Below are 13,828 nucleotides of genomic sequence, written 5' to 3' on the forward strand. Positions count from 1 at the left end.
GCATGAGCCTATTGTGTTTAAAGTGAGGAACACGAATGAACATTTTATTCATGGGCCCTCCGGGAGCCGGTAAAGGAACGCAAGCTGAACGAATCGTTTCCGAGTTTGGTATACCACACATCTCGACAGGCGATGCATTCCGCCTTGCTATGAAAGAAGGCACTGCGCTCGGTCTCAAAGCGAAAGAGTATGTCGATAAAGGACTGCTTGTACCCGATGAGATTACGAACGGTATCGTAAAAGAACGTCTTGCATTAGACGATTGTAATAAAGGGTTTTTGCTGGACGGTTTTCCTCGGACATTGCAACAAGCCGAAGCGCTTGATGGCATGCTCAAGGAACTTGACCGAGGCATTAGCCATGTCGTTAATTTAAAGGTTGATCGTGGATTTCTCATGGCACGCCTAACTGGAAGACGCATTTGCAAAACATGCGGAACGACGTATCACATTCTGTTCAATCCGCCGAAGCAAGAAGGCGTCTGTGATAAAGACGGTGGCGAGTTGTATCAGCGTTCGGATGATACGGAGGAGAAGGTTGGAACGCGTCTTGATGAGTACATTTCCAAAACTGCTCCACTTCTTGATTATTACAGTGATAAAGGTCTTCTTCGCGAAGTCGATGGCGAGAAGGAAATTAATGCGGTAACAGCCGACATTACTTCCATCTTGCGAGGTTCGTTGTAATGATTATACGCAAATCCGAATCGGAGCTGCGCTATATGAGAGAAGCTGGCAGAATTGTTGCGGATGCACATCGGTTGATGGCGAGGTCGGTGAAGCCGGGTATTACTACCATTGAGCTTGATCAACTAGCTGAAGACTACATTCGCAGTCAAGGAGCCGTGCCTTCTTTTAAAGGTTACAATGGTTTTCCCGCCAGCATTTGCGCTTCTGTAAATGACGAGCTGGTACATGGTTTTCCAGGACCTCGGAAGTTGAACGAAGGCGATATTATTAGTATTGATATCGGGGCGCAGTACAATGGCTATCATGGCGACTCTGCATGGACCTACGCGGTCGGCGCAGTAACGCCTGAAGTACAGAGGCTGCTGGATGTAGCGGAACAGTCGCTTTATGCGGCCGTGAATCTCATCCGTCCGAATGAGAAGCTATTTACGATATCCCATGCTGTTCAGCAAGTTGTCGAAGCGGCTGGCTTCTCGGTTGTACGTGAGTTTGTTGGTCATGGAATTGGAGCTAAGCTTCATGAGGAACCACAAATTCCGAACTATGGCCTGCCAGGTCGCGGACCGAAGCTTGAGCCAGGAATGGTGCTTTGCATCGAACCTATGGTGAACATCGGTGAACGATATGTCCGCACGCTTGAAGACAATTGGACGGTCGTAACGGAAGACGGCTCGATGTGTGCTCATTTTGAGCATACGGTTGCCGTAACGGAGAATGGTTTTGAAATTTTGACGCTTTCGAAGCCACAGGCGGAATGAGCCAGAGATGGATAAATTCCCGCAGGTAGGCCAAATTGTCAAAGTGCTTCGGGGCAAGGATGAAGACAGCTATGCGGTCGTCATATCCATCATTGACGAACGTTTCGTTATGATTGTAGATGGCGATAAGCGGCGCTTTGACTCGCCGAAGAAGAAGAACGTTCTGCATCTCGAGTTACAGCCTGTTATAAGCAGCGAAGTTGTAAACAGCTTGCTTGAATCAGGCAGGGTGACCAATACCAAGTTACGTTATGTTATACAGAAGTTTGCACATGCGAAAGGAGAATGACGGTTGGCTAAGGAAGACATCATTGAGGTCGAAGGTACGGTGATCGAACCGTTGCCGAATGCCACATTCAAGGTGGAGCTGGAGAACGGTCATCAAATTCTCGCACATGTTTCCGGTAAGCTCAGAATGCACTTTATTCGTATTCTGACGGGAGACAAGGTGGTTATACAGTTATCGCCTTATGATTTAACAAAAGGGCGCATCACCTATCGTAAGTAGGCCGCATTGCGGTTTGCGAGCGAAAGATTCGGGAGGTAATCACAATGAAGGTTAGACCTTCGGTTAAGCCGATTTGCGAAAAATGCAAAGTCATTCGTCGCAAAGGCAACGTTATGGTGATTTGTGAAAATCCGAAACACAAACAAAAACAAGGATAGAAGGAGGGATAACGGCCTATGGCACGTATAGCTGGTGTAGACTTGCCGCGTGATAAGCGCGTCGAAATCGCTCTGACATACATTTTCGGTGTTGGCAAAGTGACTTCACAAAAAATCTTGAGCACAACTGGCGTTAACGCGGACACTCGTGTTCGTGATTTGACAGAAGATGAGCTTGCGAAAATTCGTGAAGCAATTGACAAATCCGTTAAAGTGGAAGGCGACCTGCGTCGTGAAATTTCGCTTAACATCAAACGTCTGATTGAAATCGGATGTTACCGTGGTGTTCGTCACCGTCGTGGTTTGCCTGTTCGCGGTCAACGCACGAAAACAAATGCGCGTACGCGTAAAGGTCCTCGTCGGACTGTAGCTAACAAAAAGAAATAAGAAGAGGTGAAATAGGATAATGGCAAAACCGAAAAAAGTCGTTCGTACAAAACGTCGTGATCGGAAAAATATTGAGTCTGGCGTCGCTCACATTCGCTCGACTTTCAATAACACGATTGTTACAATTACGGACCCTCACGGCAATGCAATCTCTTGGGCAAGCTCCGGTAACATGGGTTTCAGAGGTTCGCGTAAAAGCACACCTTTCGCAGCTCAAATGGCAGCTGAAACTGCAGCTAAAGCAGCAATGGAACATGGCATGAAAACCGTTGAGGTTATGGTTAAAGGTCCAGGCGCTGGTCGTGAAGCAGCTATTCGTTCGCTTCAAGCAGCAGGTCTAGAAGTTAACCTGATTAAAGACGTTACTCCAGTGCCTCATAACGGATGCCGTCCACCAAAACGTCGTCGCGTATAGTTAGATCCACTGTGGTATCAAATGACAGCAACTTGTGAATAATGGTTGTGAAGGTTTGGCATACTACGAGATTTGACTTAAGATACGGTATGGTAACGGAGCGACGTTTGAAGGAGGGTACTATTAGTGATTGAGATCGAAAAGCCGAAAATCGAGACCGTGGATTTGAACGAGGATGGGACTTACGGACGGTTCATTGTTGAGCCGCTCGAGCGTGGCTACGGCACGACGCTTGGAAATTCGCTTCGCCGAATTTTGTTGTCGTCTTTGCCGGGTGCAGCTGTTACTTCCGTTCAGATCGACGGAGTGCTTCACGAGTTCTCTACAGTTCCAGGAGTGATGGAAGACGTAACTGAAATCATTCTGAACCTGAAGGGCCTCTCGTTGAAAATCCACTCCGATGAAGAGAAGGTTTTGGAAATCGACGCTGAAGGCGAAGGAATCGTTACGGCGGGCGATATTCGTGCTGACAGCGATGTCGAGATTTTGAACCCTGATCTTCACATCGCCACCTTGGCCTCCGGCGCGCGGCTCCATATGCGTGTTTTTGCTAATCGGGGACGCGGATATGTGCAAGCGGACCGTAACAAAAGGGAAGATCAACCGATTGGAGTCATCCCGGTTGATTCGATTTACACGCCAATTACACGTGTGAATTACAGTGTGGAGAATACTCGTGTTGGTCAAGTGACTAACTATGATAAGCTTACGCTGGAAGTTTGGACTGACGGAAGTATTCGTCCGGAAGAGGCTGTAAGCCTCGGCGCTAAAATCTTGACTGAGCATTTGGATCTATTCGTTGGCTTGACTGACGAAGCGAAAGATGCCGAGATTATGGTGGAGAAGGAAGAAGACAAAAAAGAGAAAGTTCTGGAGATGACTATCGAAGAACTCGATCTTTCCGTACGTTCATACAACTGCTTGAAGCGTGCAGGAATCAATACCGTTCAAGAGCTGATTACGAAATCCGAAGAGGACATGATGAAGGTTCGCAACCTGGGCCGCAAGTCGCTTGAGGAAGTTCAAGAGAAGCTGGAAGAACTGGGTCTTGGCCTGCGCATGGAAGAGTAGCATCAATTAGTCTAGACTACAGGCAAGGGAGGGAAAATCAAGATGGCATATCAAAAACTAGGCCGTAACGCTAGCGCGCGGAAAGCATTGTTCCGTGACCTCGTTACTGACCTTTTCCTTTATGAGCGTATTCAAACAACGGAAGCAAAAGCGAAAGAGGTTCGTTCGATCGCTGAAAAGCTGATCACGAAAGCGAAGCAAGGCGACTTGCACGCTCGTCGTCAAGTAGCAGCTTACGTGCGTCGTGAAACAATCGATGGAGAGCAAGATGCAATCCAAAAATTGTTCTCGGAGCTGGGCCCCCGTTACTCGGAGCGTCCGGGCGGATACACGCGGATTTTGAAACTAGGACCTCGCCGTGGCGACGCTGCGCCAATGGTATATTTGGAACTGGTAGACCGCGCGTAACATGAGAAAGGGTGGACCCTCGAGGCCACCTTTTTTTATTTGCTGGCTTTTGTGAGAGCAGGGATAGAGTGGCTTCGCGTCGGCTGATGATAGTGTGAAGCTTTGGGCGGGGCGGGCGTTCCGTGAAAGGTTTGGGCTTACGATCGTTGTTGTTGTCTGATTATTAATAACTAGCGCTTAGCGGTTTAAATCAGACAACAAAGACGAACGCTTCGCTTCTCCAGCTCCAAACCTTTCACTCCACTCCCATTCCCTCTCCAAAGCACATCACTCTACCACCCAGCCTCGCTTCGCCCAGCCCGGACCTCACAAGCCGCAAATAAACGCGGCCTGAGCGCCAGGAAGGCAGCAGACGTAGTGTTCCCTATTACTTACTCAGGCACACTATGTCTAAAAACTTCCTGCTGCTCAGCTTTGCTTAGAGCGTCAATGGAAGACACCTCCGGTATTTGCTGCGAGGCAGGAGCGGCCGCGCAGTTCTTATGGATGCAGCAAAGGCTTGAGGGAGCTGGAGGTTGGAAAGCCTTTGAAGGTTTGGGTAGACTCTCGGTTGAGGGTTTGGGATAGAAACCTTTAAAGGTTTGGCTAGAAGCCCTCTCGAGGGTCTGGGAGGAATTCCACATGCGAAATATTGCAGTAAAAGTTAGCTACGATGGGGCGCAGTTTAATGGCTTCCAATCTCAGCTGGAGCCGCATCTCAGAACGGTGCAGCAGGAGATTGAGAAATCGTTAAAGGCACTGACGGGTGAGGAGATTAATATCATTGGCTCGGGCCGGACAGATGCAGGCGTTCATGCTATGGGCCAGGTATTCAATTTTCATACGAAATCCGTCATACCTGCGGAACGATGGGCTATTGCGCTGAATACGAGGCTGCCGAAGGATATTGTTATTTTGGAGGCGTTCGAGGTGCCGGAGCATTTTCATTCCCGGCGCTCGGCCAAACGAAAAACGTATCGTTATTCGATAGATCGTGGCAAGTTCCCAGATGTATTCACCCGTGAGTATTGCTTTCATTATCCGATGCGCTTAGATGCAGAGGCTATGGCGAAAGCACTTCCCTATGTGATTGGCGAGCATGATTTTACTTCTTTCACATCTATTCATTCGACAAAGCCGCATCATATAAGAACGATTTATGAGGCGTATTTTGAGCAGCAGGGCAGCAAGCTTCATATGTACGTGACCGGCAACGGTTTTTTGTACAATATGGTGCGGGTTATTATGGGGACACTGCTATGGGTGGGGCAAGGCAAGCTGAAGCCGGAAGATATGAAGCGCATATTAGAAGGCAAAAGCAGGTCTTTGGCAGGCCCAACTGCAATGCCTCATGGCCTTACGCTGGTCGAAGTTGAATATCCGGATGAACTAAGAAGTTAATCGTACAAACTGCTTGCTTTAGGCCACTATATATAGTAATATATAACTTGTGCTTTCTTAGTGGCTATCCCACAGCCCCGACTGAGATTGTCACAAACTTGGCAGCAATAACTGTTATAAATCGAACGGAAACGTTCTTTGATAAAATTAAATTTTAAACGTAAGCGAATGAAGGAGGATCTCCATGCGTACCACCTATATGGCTAAGCCAAATGAAGTTGAACGTAAATGGTACATCATTGATGCGGAAGGTAAAACCCTCGGTCGTCTGGCAAGCGAAGCAGCTAGCTTGATCCGTGGCAAACACAAGCCGCAATTTACACCTCACGTTGATACAGGCGATTTCGTTATCGTAATCAACGCTGAGAAAATCGTTCTGACAGGTAAAAAACTGACAGACAAAATGTACTACCGTCACTCGATGTACTCCGGTGGTTTGAAAGTTACACCGGCTAACGTGATGATCGACAAAAAGCCTGATCGCGTTATCGAATTGGCTGTTCACGGCATGTTGCCAAAAACACGTCAAGGTAACAAAATGAAGCTTAGACTTAAAGCATACGCTGGTTCGGTACATCCGCACCAAGCACAAAATCCTGAAGTTTACGAACTTCGCGGGTAATTAAAGGGGAGGACAGTTTCATGGCTCAAGTGCAATACTATGGAACGGGTCGTCGTAAACACTCTGTTGCACGTGTACGTCTCGTGCCAGGTGAAGGACGAATCATCATTAACAAACGTGATATCAACGAATACTTCGGTTTGGAAACATTGAAACTAATCGTTAAACAACCGCTTAACCTGACAGAAACGCTTACGCAATATGATGTATTGGTTATTGCTAACGGCGGCGGTATGTCCGGCCAAGCAGGCGCTATCCGTCATGGTATCTCCCGCGCTCTACTGAAAGTAGACGCTGAATACCGTCCAGCTCTGAAACGCGCTGGATTCTTGACTCGTGACCCACGTATGAAAGAGCGTAAAAAATACGGTCTTAAAGCGGCTCGTCGCGCGCCACAATTCTCGAAACGTTAATCTTTGTATTACAGCCCCTGGCCTTCTGGCCGGGGGTTTTTTGTTGTTTTTTGAAGCTTGTGAAGGGTGATGCCAAGAAGCTGAAATAGGTGGGACGGTTAGGGACAGACGGGACAAGGGGAAGAAGCGTGCTTGGAGCCTGTTTTTTGGATGAGAATCAAACTTTAATTCATTTTGGAGTAAACTAGATATTGAAGATTGTTATTGGACGACGTATAATTAAACTTAAATACAGATCAATATACTTGGAATTGATGCGGAGGGATAAAACGATGAACCTTTTTGAGAAGGAAGCGCTTATTGCCAAGCAAGCTGTAGAGCTTGAAAATGCAACGCCAGAAGAGATTATTGCATTTGCTGTGGCGACATTTCCTAATCTGACTTTTGCTTGCAGCTTCGGTGCAGAGGATGTCGTGCTTGTAGACATGCTGCAGAAGGTTAGCCCGACAACCGATATTTTCTACCTCGATACTGATTTTCATTTCAAAGAAACGTATGAGACTCGCGATCGTATGATCGAGCGCTACCCAGGAATTCCATTCGTAGAGGTGAAGCCGAAAATTACGGCGGAGCAGCAAGCTGCGCAATATGGCGAAGAGCTGTGGAAGTCAGATGCCAATCAATGCTGCAGCATTCGTAAGGTAGAGCCGCTTACCCGGATTCTGTCCCAATACGAAGCATGGATTACAGGTATTCGTCGTGATCAGGCACCAACACGTGCCAACGCTAAAAAAATCGAATACGATGCAAAATTCGGGTTGGTCAAGTTTAACCCGATCGCCCATTGGACATCGGAGGATGTATGGAATTATATCCGCGAAAATGATGTCATTTACAATCCGCTTCATGATCAAAACTATCCGAGCATTGGCTGCGAATATTGTACGCGTCAAGTTATGCCAGGTGAGGACCCACGCGCTGGACGCTGGGCAGGACAAGAAAAAACAGAGTGCGGCTTGCATAAATAATCGTTACTGAAGAAGGCTAGACAGCATGAGAAGCCAGATGAGTAAGATGGCGGAGCAGCCTGTCACCTAATAAGTCTTTTCGTGTGATACTGTGAACGTGCAGAAGCACACTCATAATTAACCATCTCGTCCCATATAGATGATAATGAGCGCCGGCCAAGCTGGTGCTGATTATTATTTGATGGAGGACGGGGTGGTTTTTTTGCGCCGATGGGGACGACGCTGGGTCGTTTGGATAACGCTAAAGGGAGCGCTGCGCTTGACTGCTGCTGTGCTGGCAATTGCACTCGTATGGACGCTGCTTACTTATGGAGATGAACGGACTGCACGGACATGGAAGACGTGGGCAACGCCGTTGTCTGGTAAAACGATCGCGCTTGATGCTGGGCATGGGGGAGTGGACGGCGGGGCGGTAAGCAAGCAGGGAGTCGTTGAAAAAGATTTGAATATGGCGATTGCGCTATATTTGCGCGATTATTTGCAGCAGGCGGGAGCGATTGTCGTGATGACGCGCGAAGGGGATTATGATCTCGCAGCTCCAGATACGAAAACCTACAGCAGGCGGAAAACGGAGGATCTGCATAAGCGTGTGAATGTCATTAAGGGGAGCCAGCCGCATTTGGTCGTCAGCATACACATGAACAGTATTCCATCAGCCAAATGGTCAGGGGCGCAAACCTTTTACAATCCGGCTAATCATCGCGGCAGCAAGCTGCTTGCTGCCGCTATTCAAAACGAGATTAAACGCAATTTGGAAAATACGAGCCGCGTCGCAGCAACGGAAAATTCCGTCTATTTGCTCAAAGCCATTACGGATGTGCCCACCGCCTTAATTGAAGTCGGTTTTCTGTCTAATCCAGGAGAAGCAGCCAGACTAGCCGATTCAGAATACCAGCGGAAGGTCGCGGCTTCCATTTATCAAGGACTGCTGAGATACGCTGCTGGAGAAAAATGATGCTGCCGACAGAGGACACGCCACAAGGATGAAACCGTTTCGACACGTTACAGCCATGAATGTTGTTGCTTAACTATGCTATAATCATTATTAATAAGTAGTAATCGCATACATAAAGGTGGGGACGTATCCTATGTTAACACGTGAGCAAGCTTTGGAAGCCGTTGAAGCAGTAACGGCGATATATACGGCGGGCGAGGTATCCGTCCGCGATGTGATGGTGAAGGACCGTCAAGTTTCACTGACGGTCCTGATTGCCAGCGAGGAGGCGAAGCCCTCGCTGGAAGCCGCGCTGCGCGAAGCGTTAGCGCGGCTGGGCGCCGAAACCGTGCATTGCCGATTTCGTGCGCTAGAGCCCGCAGCTGCGGCGGATGCATCCGCGCAGCGCGGGGCGCCAAGCGGCGGCGGCGAAGCCTCCGCTGCCGCAGGCGCAGGCGCCGCCGGCCCCGTGCAAGGCCACGGGGCCGGGCTGGCGAGCCCGCTGCTGGATGCCCGCAGCGGGGTGCAGTTCATTGCCGTCGCCAGCGGCAAGGGCGGCGTCGGCAAATCCACAGTGACCGTGAACCTCGCGGTCGCTCTCGCTCGCAGGGGCAAGCGCGTCGGCATTATCGACGCCGACATTTACGGCTTCAGCGTGCCCGATATGATGGGCATTGAAGAACGCCCGCAGGTCGTGAACGAGCGGGTCATCCCGATTGAAAAATTCGGGGTGAAAGTGATGTCGATGGGCTTTTTTGTCGAGGATAACAGCCCAATCGTATGGCGCGGCCCGATGCTGGGCAAAATGCTGCGCAACTTTTTTGACGAAATCGAATGGGGTCAGCTTGATTATTTGCTGCTTGACCTGCCGCCGGGAACAGGCGATGTGGCGCTGGACGTCCATCAGATCATCCCGCAAAGCAAAGAAATCATCGTCACGACGCCGCACGCAACAGCTGCATTCGTTGCTGCTCGCGCAGGAGCAATGGCTATTAAGACCGAACATGAAATCATCGGTATCGTTGAAAACATGGCGTATTACAAATGCAGCAAATGCGGCGAGCCGGAATACATTTTTGGCCGCGGCGGTGGCGGAAGGCTAGCGGAGTCGCTGCATGCCGAGCTGCTGTCCCAAATACCGCTTGGTGCGCCGGATAATCATCCATCAGAGCCAGACTTCTCGCCATCCGTATACAAGGCAGAGAGCGAGACCGGTCAGCTTTATTTGGAGCTTGCGGACAAAGTGCTGCAAAAATGCGAATAGCTCCCGTTCCTTCAACTGAATAACGAAATGAAAGAAAGCCCCGTGCATATGAATGAAGCATCAGTCAGGCAACTGGCCTAACTGCATTCATAGAGGGGCTTTCTTTTTTACTAGGACGGCGTCAGCCGTTTCACCTTATTCACAAGCTACATCGTACTATCCTGCTGTCCGTCTCCCGAGCCAGAATCCTGCTGGTCGCCGCCGCTATCGTCACCGGAGTCTTGTTGCTCCTCTCCAGAGCCTTGCTTGTCGACCTTCTCGTTAGGCTTTGGTTTCAGTTCTTCCTGAACGGCTTTCTTCATTAGATCAAGAATTTCAAGCCGGAAAAGCGGATTTTGCATCGACTCCTGCATAATCGACATGACTTGTTTTTTGTACTGCGTGCTTTGCAGCACCTCCAAAATCATCCGATCCATCTCCGGATTTTTCATCACCTTAATTAACTGCTCCTGATACGACGGATCTTTAAGCAGCTGCTGGTGAATTTCCTTGTTCTGCTTATTGACGGCTTTGGCAAATTCCCCGGCGAAACGAACGTCGGTCATCAGCGTTTTGATTACCTTGTCATATTCCGGTGCGACCAGCACATCCTTTACCGCCAAACGGACTTGCTCTTGATCCTGCACAGACAAAAGCTTGGACGTATTTCCGTTATAGCCCGACATTTGCTGTGCCGATTCCTGAAGCGCTTTTTGAGCATCCTCCGTTTTAAGTATATCAATGACCATCGATTTCATGTCTTTGTACGTGACTTGCTGGCTGCTTCCCGATGATTCTGATCCACAACTGGTCAAGACAAAAGACGTTGCAATGAGAAGCATAATTACCGTCATACGAATGCGCATGATTCGTGTTCTCCCTTCGTGGCAGCATTCCTGTATTGATGGGAGTAGTATGTGCCAAAGTTCCGCCCATTATCATGGGGAAAGGTTAGCTTTTTAATGTGAACGTGGTAAAATAAAGGATGTTGGACAGGGTGTGCTTGAAAAATTTAGGGGGATGTCAAACGTGAATATCAGAAAATGGTTTTTTCTTTTTTGGAGCTGTATGGCAGTCGGTGGTTTGGCTACAGCGATATGCGGAATAACGATGCAGTGGACGGATCCAGAGTTTGGTTTTATGGGACTGGATGCCTCTGGATTCAATTTTGCCATGATGGCGCTTGTTGGCCTTATGTTTGGGGCATTTAGCCAGATGGGCTTTTTCGCTTATTTGACTTTAAATTATATCGCGCTTAGCGTGTTTCGCAAAAGCTATCTCTGGAATACGCTGCAAGGCTATTCCACCGTGTTTGCAGCATTTGCTCTAGGCTATTTGCTGTTTGAGCAGCGGACGAATGGCTGGTTCTTCTGGCTTCTGCCGCTTCTGCTTATGGTGTTCTCCCTTGCTGTTTCTTATGTAAAGGTGAAGCAGACGAAAGCTGTAGCTTTTGTGCCGACCGCGTTCCTGATGTTCACTGTTACGTTCATTGAAGCTTATCCGGCTTTAAAAGGGGAAACCAATACTGCAGCCATCATCTTTATGATTGTGCCGCTGTTTGTATGTAATGCGTACCAAATATTGATGCTGCCGCGGATTTTGAAAAGCGAAGCGACCGAATCTGCATCATCTGCAAAGCCGGTCGCTTAATGTAGGAGCTATTTTTTAAGCCTGCATGGCTTAATGCTTCACTGCTGCGTTCAATTGGCTTGTACCGGTGGAGGAGAGGGTGGATTTGTCTTGTACGGCTTTGCCCTCGGTTTCCGTCTGTGTAATTAGCTCCGTCACCGTCACGAAGTCATAGCCCTTGGAGCGCAGCTCGTCGATAATAACGGGCAGTGCTTCATGAGTTTGCTTCACGGAATCGCTGGCATGCATCAATATTATATCGCCAGGATGAGCGCGACTCACTACCCGGCTAATGATTTTATCCGTGCCGATGTTCATCCAGTCTAGGGAGTCGGTGTCCCATTGAATGACTTTATAGTTCATTTCGCTCGCAATACGGAGTACCCTTTTGTCAAAATCGCCATTGGGCATTCGAATCAAATTAGGCTGTTTGCCAGTCGTATCGGAAATAATCGAATGAGCAGTAGAAATTTGCGTGCGGATTTCGTCGTCGCTCAGCTTGCTGTAATAATCATGCTTGTGGCCGTGGCTTCCGATCTCATAACCGGCGTCGGTTATTTTCTTCACAATATCGGAATGCGATTGAATCCAGGGCGACGATAGAAAAAAGGTAGCTTTCGTAATGCCTTTGTCCTTAAGCACTTTCAATATTGGCTCCGCGCGTTTTTCGCCCCAGCTAATATCAAACGTAAGGGCCACGACTTTCTTTTCTGTCGGGACACTGTAGATGGCAGCGGGCTGTTGCGGTGAAAACACCGTAATATTGTCGCGCTCCGCGTAAATGACGCCTACCGAGAATACGAGTGCAAGTACAATTAGACTGTAGTGCTTGATTTTACGACCGTTCATTACATAAAAAAAGTTCATCTTAGGCGGGCTCTCCTCTCTAATGGAAGCTTGTTCTAGTACAATCTATGCTCATAGCGCCAAGTTATTCATGCTTGTTCAATTTAAAATGGGCAGAGGAGGGCATCATTTGTTTAAGCCTCGGGAAATTCTCGATCACTTTCGCTCGATGAGCGGCTATATTGCCTTTGGGTGTATCCTATTTTTTGCCGGAATTGTTGTAGGTGGAAGCAATACGGCGATTAGCGACATGATGGACCAACAGCTGGAGGCGATAGCAGAGCTGGCACAGCAGCTCGATCAGTCAGATAATCCGACGATGAGCTATATATTGTTCATTTTTTTCAACAATGCCATTAAATCAATTTTCATTATGTATCTCGGTGCGTTCCTTGGATTAGTTCCGCTGTTCTTCCTCGTCTTTAATGGAATGATTATTGGTTATTTGCTGAACCGGACAGCTGAGCTGCATGGAGCGGGCACTGTAATGGAAATGATTTTTAAAGGCTTGCTGCCGCACGGCATTATTGAAATTCCGGCAATTATTATTGCTGGAGCATATGGCATGCGATTTGGCGTCCTCGTTTTAAAACTGATGAAATCGACGGTTAGCCCAAATGGGCAGGTCGATAAGAGCGGTTTGGAAATTTTATTTTTTATGAAAAAAACGATCCCAGTCGCCGTTGTGCTTACGATTTCTCTGCTAGTGGCTTCCTTAATTGAAAGCATCATTACACCTTGGCTTCTGAACATGTAATAAAATTCCCATTATTTGTGCATAACAGTAAAGCGGCGTTCTTACGTGCGAAGCGTAGACGCCGCTTTACTGTTTCATCATCAAGCTGCATGAGGCAGAGCAAGGACGAGCCTATTCACTATACAGGCGAACGGCCGTCACCACTTGAGGAGGGCGCAAACCACTATGCTAGGAATTCTATTCAACGATAAAGAATGCAAAGAACTCGACTACGTCCTGCGCAAGGAACTCGATGAAATGCTGCTTGATCTCAATGACTCCCGTCTAGATGGAGAAATCAAGCAGTCGATTACCCGTCGTTACAAAACGATTTTCCGCATGTATGCCCGCTTGGCATCCCCCAAAGAGCTTTCCCGCTACGCTTTAAACGTCCGTACATATAAGTAATTTAAGGCCTCTAAAGGGCCTGAATTTAAGCCCGGAAAATAATCTGAAATAAATTCAAAAAAACACTTGCAATCGTATAGGCGCCCGTGATATATTATATGAGTCGCCGCTGAGACATACTTCAGACAAGAACGAAACGCAAGCAAGAGAAATTGTTCTTTGAAAACTGAACAACGAGTGAAACTGCCACATTAACTTCGTTAATGTAAAGCGATACAAAAAAGTAATGAGCAAGTCAAACACCTAAATGGAGAG

At 48.1% G+C, this 13,828-nt stretch carries 20 protein-coding genes; 18 read left to right on the top strand and 2 right to left on the bottom strand.

The features are described 5' to 3' along the window. The first annotated feature begins 35 nt into the window (after positions 1–35). The 15 genes from AC50YG_RS30420 to AC50YG_RS30490 all read left to right on the top strand — a co-directional run bounded on the left by AC50YG_RS30420 (position 36) and on the right by AC50YG_RS30490 (position 9,975). Complete coding sequence (locus AC50YG_RS30420) at positions 36–686, top strand: adenylate kinase (RefSeq protein WP_494832436.1); 651 nt, start codon at positions 36–38, stop codon at positions 684–686. After that, complete coding sequence (gene map, locus AC50YG_RS30425; RefSeq protein WP_494832438.1) at positions 686–1,447, top strand: type I methionyl aminopeptidase; 762 nt, start codon at positions 686–688, stop codon at positions 1,445–1,447. The genes AC50YG_RS30420 and map overlap by 1 nt, the downstream gene beginning before the upstream one ends. A 7-nt stretch (positions 1,448–1,454) precedes the next feature. Then, positions 1,455–1,736, top strand: a complete 282-nt coding sequence (locus AC50YG_RS30430) for a KOW domain-containing RNA-binding protein (RefSeq protein WP_046234247.1) — start codon at positions 1,455–1,457, stop codon at positions 1,734–1,736. A gap of 3 nt (positions 1,737–1,739) precedes the next feature. Beyond that, positions 1,740–1,955: a translation initiation factor IF-1 gene (gene infA, locus AC50YG_RS30435; protein ID WP_046234248.1), complete on the top strand. Its 216-nt coding sequence runs from the start codon at positions 1,740–1,742 to the stop codon at positions 1,953–1,955. 44 nt (positions 1,956–1,999) lie between these two features. Further along, entirely contained in the window at positions 2,000–2,113 is a 114-nt protein-coding gene (rpmJ, locus tag AC50YG_RS30440) for a 50S ribosomal protein L36 (RefSeq protein WP_003333770.1), read from the top strand. A gap of 18 nt (positions 2,114–2,131) precedes the next feature. Further along, on the top strand, positions 2,132–2,500 hold the full coding sequence (gene rpsM, locus AC50YG_RS30445; protein WP_341279774.1) for a 30S ribosomal protein S13: 369 nt from the start codon (positions 2,132–2,134) through the stop codon (positions 2,498–2,500). Positions 2,501–2,519: 19 nt separating this feature from the next. Further along, complete coding sequence (rpsK, locus tag AC50YG_RS30450; protein ID WP_046234250.1) at positions 2,520–2,915, top strand: 30S ribosomal protein S11; 396 nt, start codon at positions 2,520–2,522, stop codon at positions 2,913–2,915. A 126-nt stretch (positions 2,916–3,041) separates the two neighbouring features. Further along, on the top strand, positions 3,042–3,986 hold the full coding sequence (locus AC50YG_RS30455) for a DNA-directed RNA polymerase subunit alpha (protein WP_046234251.1): 945 nt from the start codon (positions 3,042–3,044) through the stop codon (positions 3,984–3,986). Between the two features lie 42 nt (positions 3,987–4,028). Continuing rightward, the gene (rplQ, locus tag AC50YG_RS30460; protein ID WP_046234252.1) at positions 4,029–4,394 is read left to right on the top strand and encodes a 50S ribosomal protein L17; all 366 of its coding nucleotides are present in this window, start codon (positions 4,029–4,031) and stop codon (positions 4,392–4,394) included. 621 nt (positions 4,395–5,015) lie between these two features. Next, positions 5,016–5,774 (top strand): tRNA pseudouridine(38-40) synthase TruA, encoded by a 759-nt coding sequence (truA, locus tag AC50YG_RS30465; RefSeq protein ID WP_494832442.1) that lies wholly within the window; start codon positions 5,016–5,018, stop codon positions 5,772–5,774. Between the two features lie 184 nt (positions 5,775–5,958). After that, positions 5,959–6,396 carry a 50S ribosomal protein L13 gene (rplM, locus tag AC50YG_RS30470; protein ID WP_046234254.1) on the top strand — a complete coding sequence of 146 codons (438 nt, stop codon included), beginning with the start codon at positions 5,959–5,961 and terminating at the stop codon, positions 6,394–6,396. Between the two features lie 20 nt (positions 6,397–6,416). Continuing rightward, the gene (gene rpsI, locus AC50YG_RS30475; protein ID WP_046234255.1) at positions 6,417–6,809 is read left to right on the top strand and encodes a 30S ribosomal protein S9; all 393 of its coding nucleotides are present in this window, start codon (positions 6,417–6,419) and stop codon (positions 6,807–6,809) included. A gap of 272 nt (positions 6,810–7,081) precedes the next feature. Beyond that, on the top strand, positions 7,082–7,777 hold the full coding sequence (locus AC50YG_RS30480) for a phosphoadenylyl-sulfate reductase (protein ID WP_494832445.1): 696 nt from the start codon (positions 7,082–7,084) through the stop codon (positions 7,775–7,777). A 202-nt stretch (positions 7,778–7,979) separates the two neighbouring features. Then, the gene (gene cwlD, locus AC50YG_RS30485) at positions 7,980–8,732 is read left to right on the top strand and encodes an N-acetylmuramoyl-L-alanine amidase CwlD (RefSeq protein ID WP_494832462.1); all 753 of its coding nucleotides are present in this window, start codon (positions 7,980–7,982) and stop codon (positions 8,730–8,732) included. A 133-nt stretch (positions 8,733–8,865) separates the two neighbouring features. After that, positions 8,866–9,975, top strand: coding sequence for an iron-sulfur carrier protein/transcriptional regulator SalA (locus tag AC50YG_RS30490; RefSeq protein ID WP_473755044.1), 1,110 nt, complete (start codon positions 8,866–8,868; stop codon positions 9,973–9,975). A 146-nt stretch (positions 9,976–10,121) separates the two neighbouring features. Here AC50YG_RS30490 and gerD read toward each other — a convergent pair whose 3' ends face one another. Beyond that, the gene (gene gerD, locus AC50YG_RS30495; protein WP_473755045.1) at positions 10,122–10,820 is read right to left on the bottom strand and encodes a spore germination lipoprotein GerD; all 699 of its coding nucleotides are present in this window, start codon (positions 10,818–10,820) and stop codon (positions 10,122–10,124) included. 154 nt (positions 10,821–10,974) lie between these two features. On the opposite strand from gerD, the gene AC50YG_RS30500 reads away from it, so the two are divergent. Then, the gene (locus AC50YG_RS30500; RefSeq protein WP_473755046.1) at positions 10,975–11,604 is read left to right on the top strand and encodes a KinB-signaling pathway activation protein; all 630 of its coding nucleotides are present in this window, start codon (positions 10,975–10,977) and stop codon (positions 11,602–11,604) included. A gap of 30 nt (positions 11,605–11,634) precedes the next feature. Here AC50YG_RS30500 and pdaB read toward each other — a convergent pair whose 3' ends face one another. Further along, positions 11,635–12,450, bottom strand: coding sequence for a polysaccharide deacetylase family sporulation protein PdaB (gene pdaB / locus AC50YG_RS30505; protein WP_473755047.1), 816 nt, complete (start codon positions 12,448–12,450; stop codon positions 11,635–11,637). Between the two features lie 109 nt (positions 12,451–12,559). On the opposite strand from pdaB, the gene AC50YG_RS30510 reads away from it, so the two are divergent. Continuing rightward, a complete protein-coding gene (locus AC50YG_RS30510; protein ID WP_494832454.1) occupies positions 12,560–13,186 on the top strand; it encodes a stage II sporulation protein M in 627 nt (208 codons plus the stop codon). A gap of 165 nt (positions 13,187–13,351) precedes the next feature. Then, on the top strand, positions 13,352–13,573 hold the full coding sequence (locus tag AC50YG_RS30515; RefSeq protein ID WP_046234262.1) for a hypothetical protein: 222 nt from the start codon (positions 13,352–13,354) through the stop codon (positions 13,571–13,573). The last annotated feature ends 255 nt before the right edge of the window (positions 13,574–13,828 follow it).

The organism is Paenibacillus sp. J31R34 (assembly GCF_059383715.1).

Bases quoted from the DNA above. Each gene is read 5' to 3' on its own strand.
- AC50YG_RS30420 (WP_494832436.1), top strand. From the start codon at position 36: ATGAACATTTTATTCATGGGCCCTCCGGGAGCCGGTAAAGGAACGCAA.
- map (WP_494832438.1), top strand. From the start codon at position 686: ATGATTATACGCAAATCCGAATCGGAGCTGCGCTATATGAGAGAAGCT.
- AC50YG_RS30430 (WP_046234247.1), top strand. From the start codon at position 1,455: ATGGATAAATTCCCGCAGGTAGGCCAAATTGTCAAAGTGCTTCGGGGC.
- rpmJ (WP_003333770.1), top strand. From the start codon at position 2,000: ATGAAGGTTAGACCTTCGGTTAAGCCGATTTGCGAAAAATGCAAAGTC.
- rpsM (WP_341279774.1), top strand. From the start codon at position 2,132: ATGGCACGTATAGCTGGTGTAGACTTGCCGCGTGATAAGCGCGTCGAA.
- rpsK (WP_046234250.1), top strand. From the start codon at position 2,520: ATGGCAAAACCGAAAAAAGTCGTTCGTACAAAACGTCGTGATCGGAAA.
- rplQ (WP_046234252.1), top strand. From the start codon at position 4,029: ATGGCATATCAAAAACTAGGCCGTAACGCTAGCGCGCGGAAAGCATTG.
- truA (WP_494832442.1), top strand. From the start codon at position 5,016: ATGCGAAATATTGCAGTAAAAGTTAGCTACGATGGGGCGCAGTTTAAT.
- rplM (WP_046234254.1), top strand. From the start codon at position 5,959: ATGCGTACCACCTATATGGCTAAGCCAAATGAAGTTGAACGTAAATGG.
- rpsI (WP_046234255.1), top strand. From the start codon at position 6,417: ATGGCTCAAGTGCAATACTATGGAACGGGTCGTCGTAAACACTCTGTT.
- AC50YG_RS30480 (WP_494832445.1), top strand. From the start codon at position 7,082: ATGAACCTTTTTGAGAAGGAAGCGCTTATTGCCAAGCAAGCTGTAGAG.
- AC50YG_RS30490 (WP_473755044.1), top strand. From the start codon at position 8,866: ATGTTAACACGTGAGCAAGCTTTGGAAGCCGTTGAAGCAGTAACGGCG.
- gerD (WP_473755045.1), bottom strand. From the start codon at position 10,820: ATGCGCATTCGTATGACGGTAATTATGCTTCTCATTGCAACGTCTTTT.
- AC50YG_RS30500 (WP_473755046.1), top strand. From the start codon at position 10,975: ATGTCAAACGTGAATATCAGAAAATGGTTTTTTCTTTTTTGGAGCTGT.
- pdaB (WP_473755047.1), bottom strand. From the start codon at position 12,450: ATGAACTTTTTTTATGTAATGAACGGTCGTAAAATCAAGCACTACAGT.
- AC50YG_RS30515 (WP_046234262.1), top strand. From the start codon at position 13,352: ATGCTAGGAATTCTATTCAACGATAAAGAATGCAAAGAACTCGACTAC.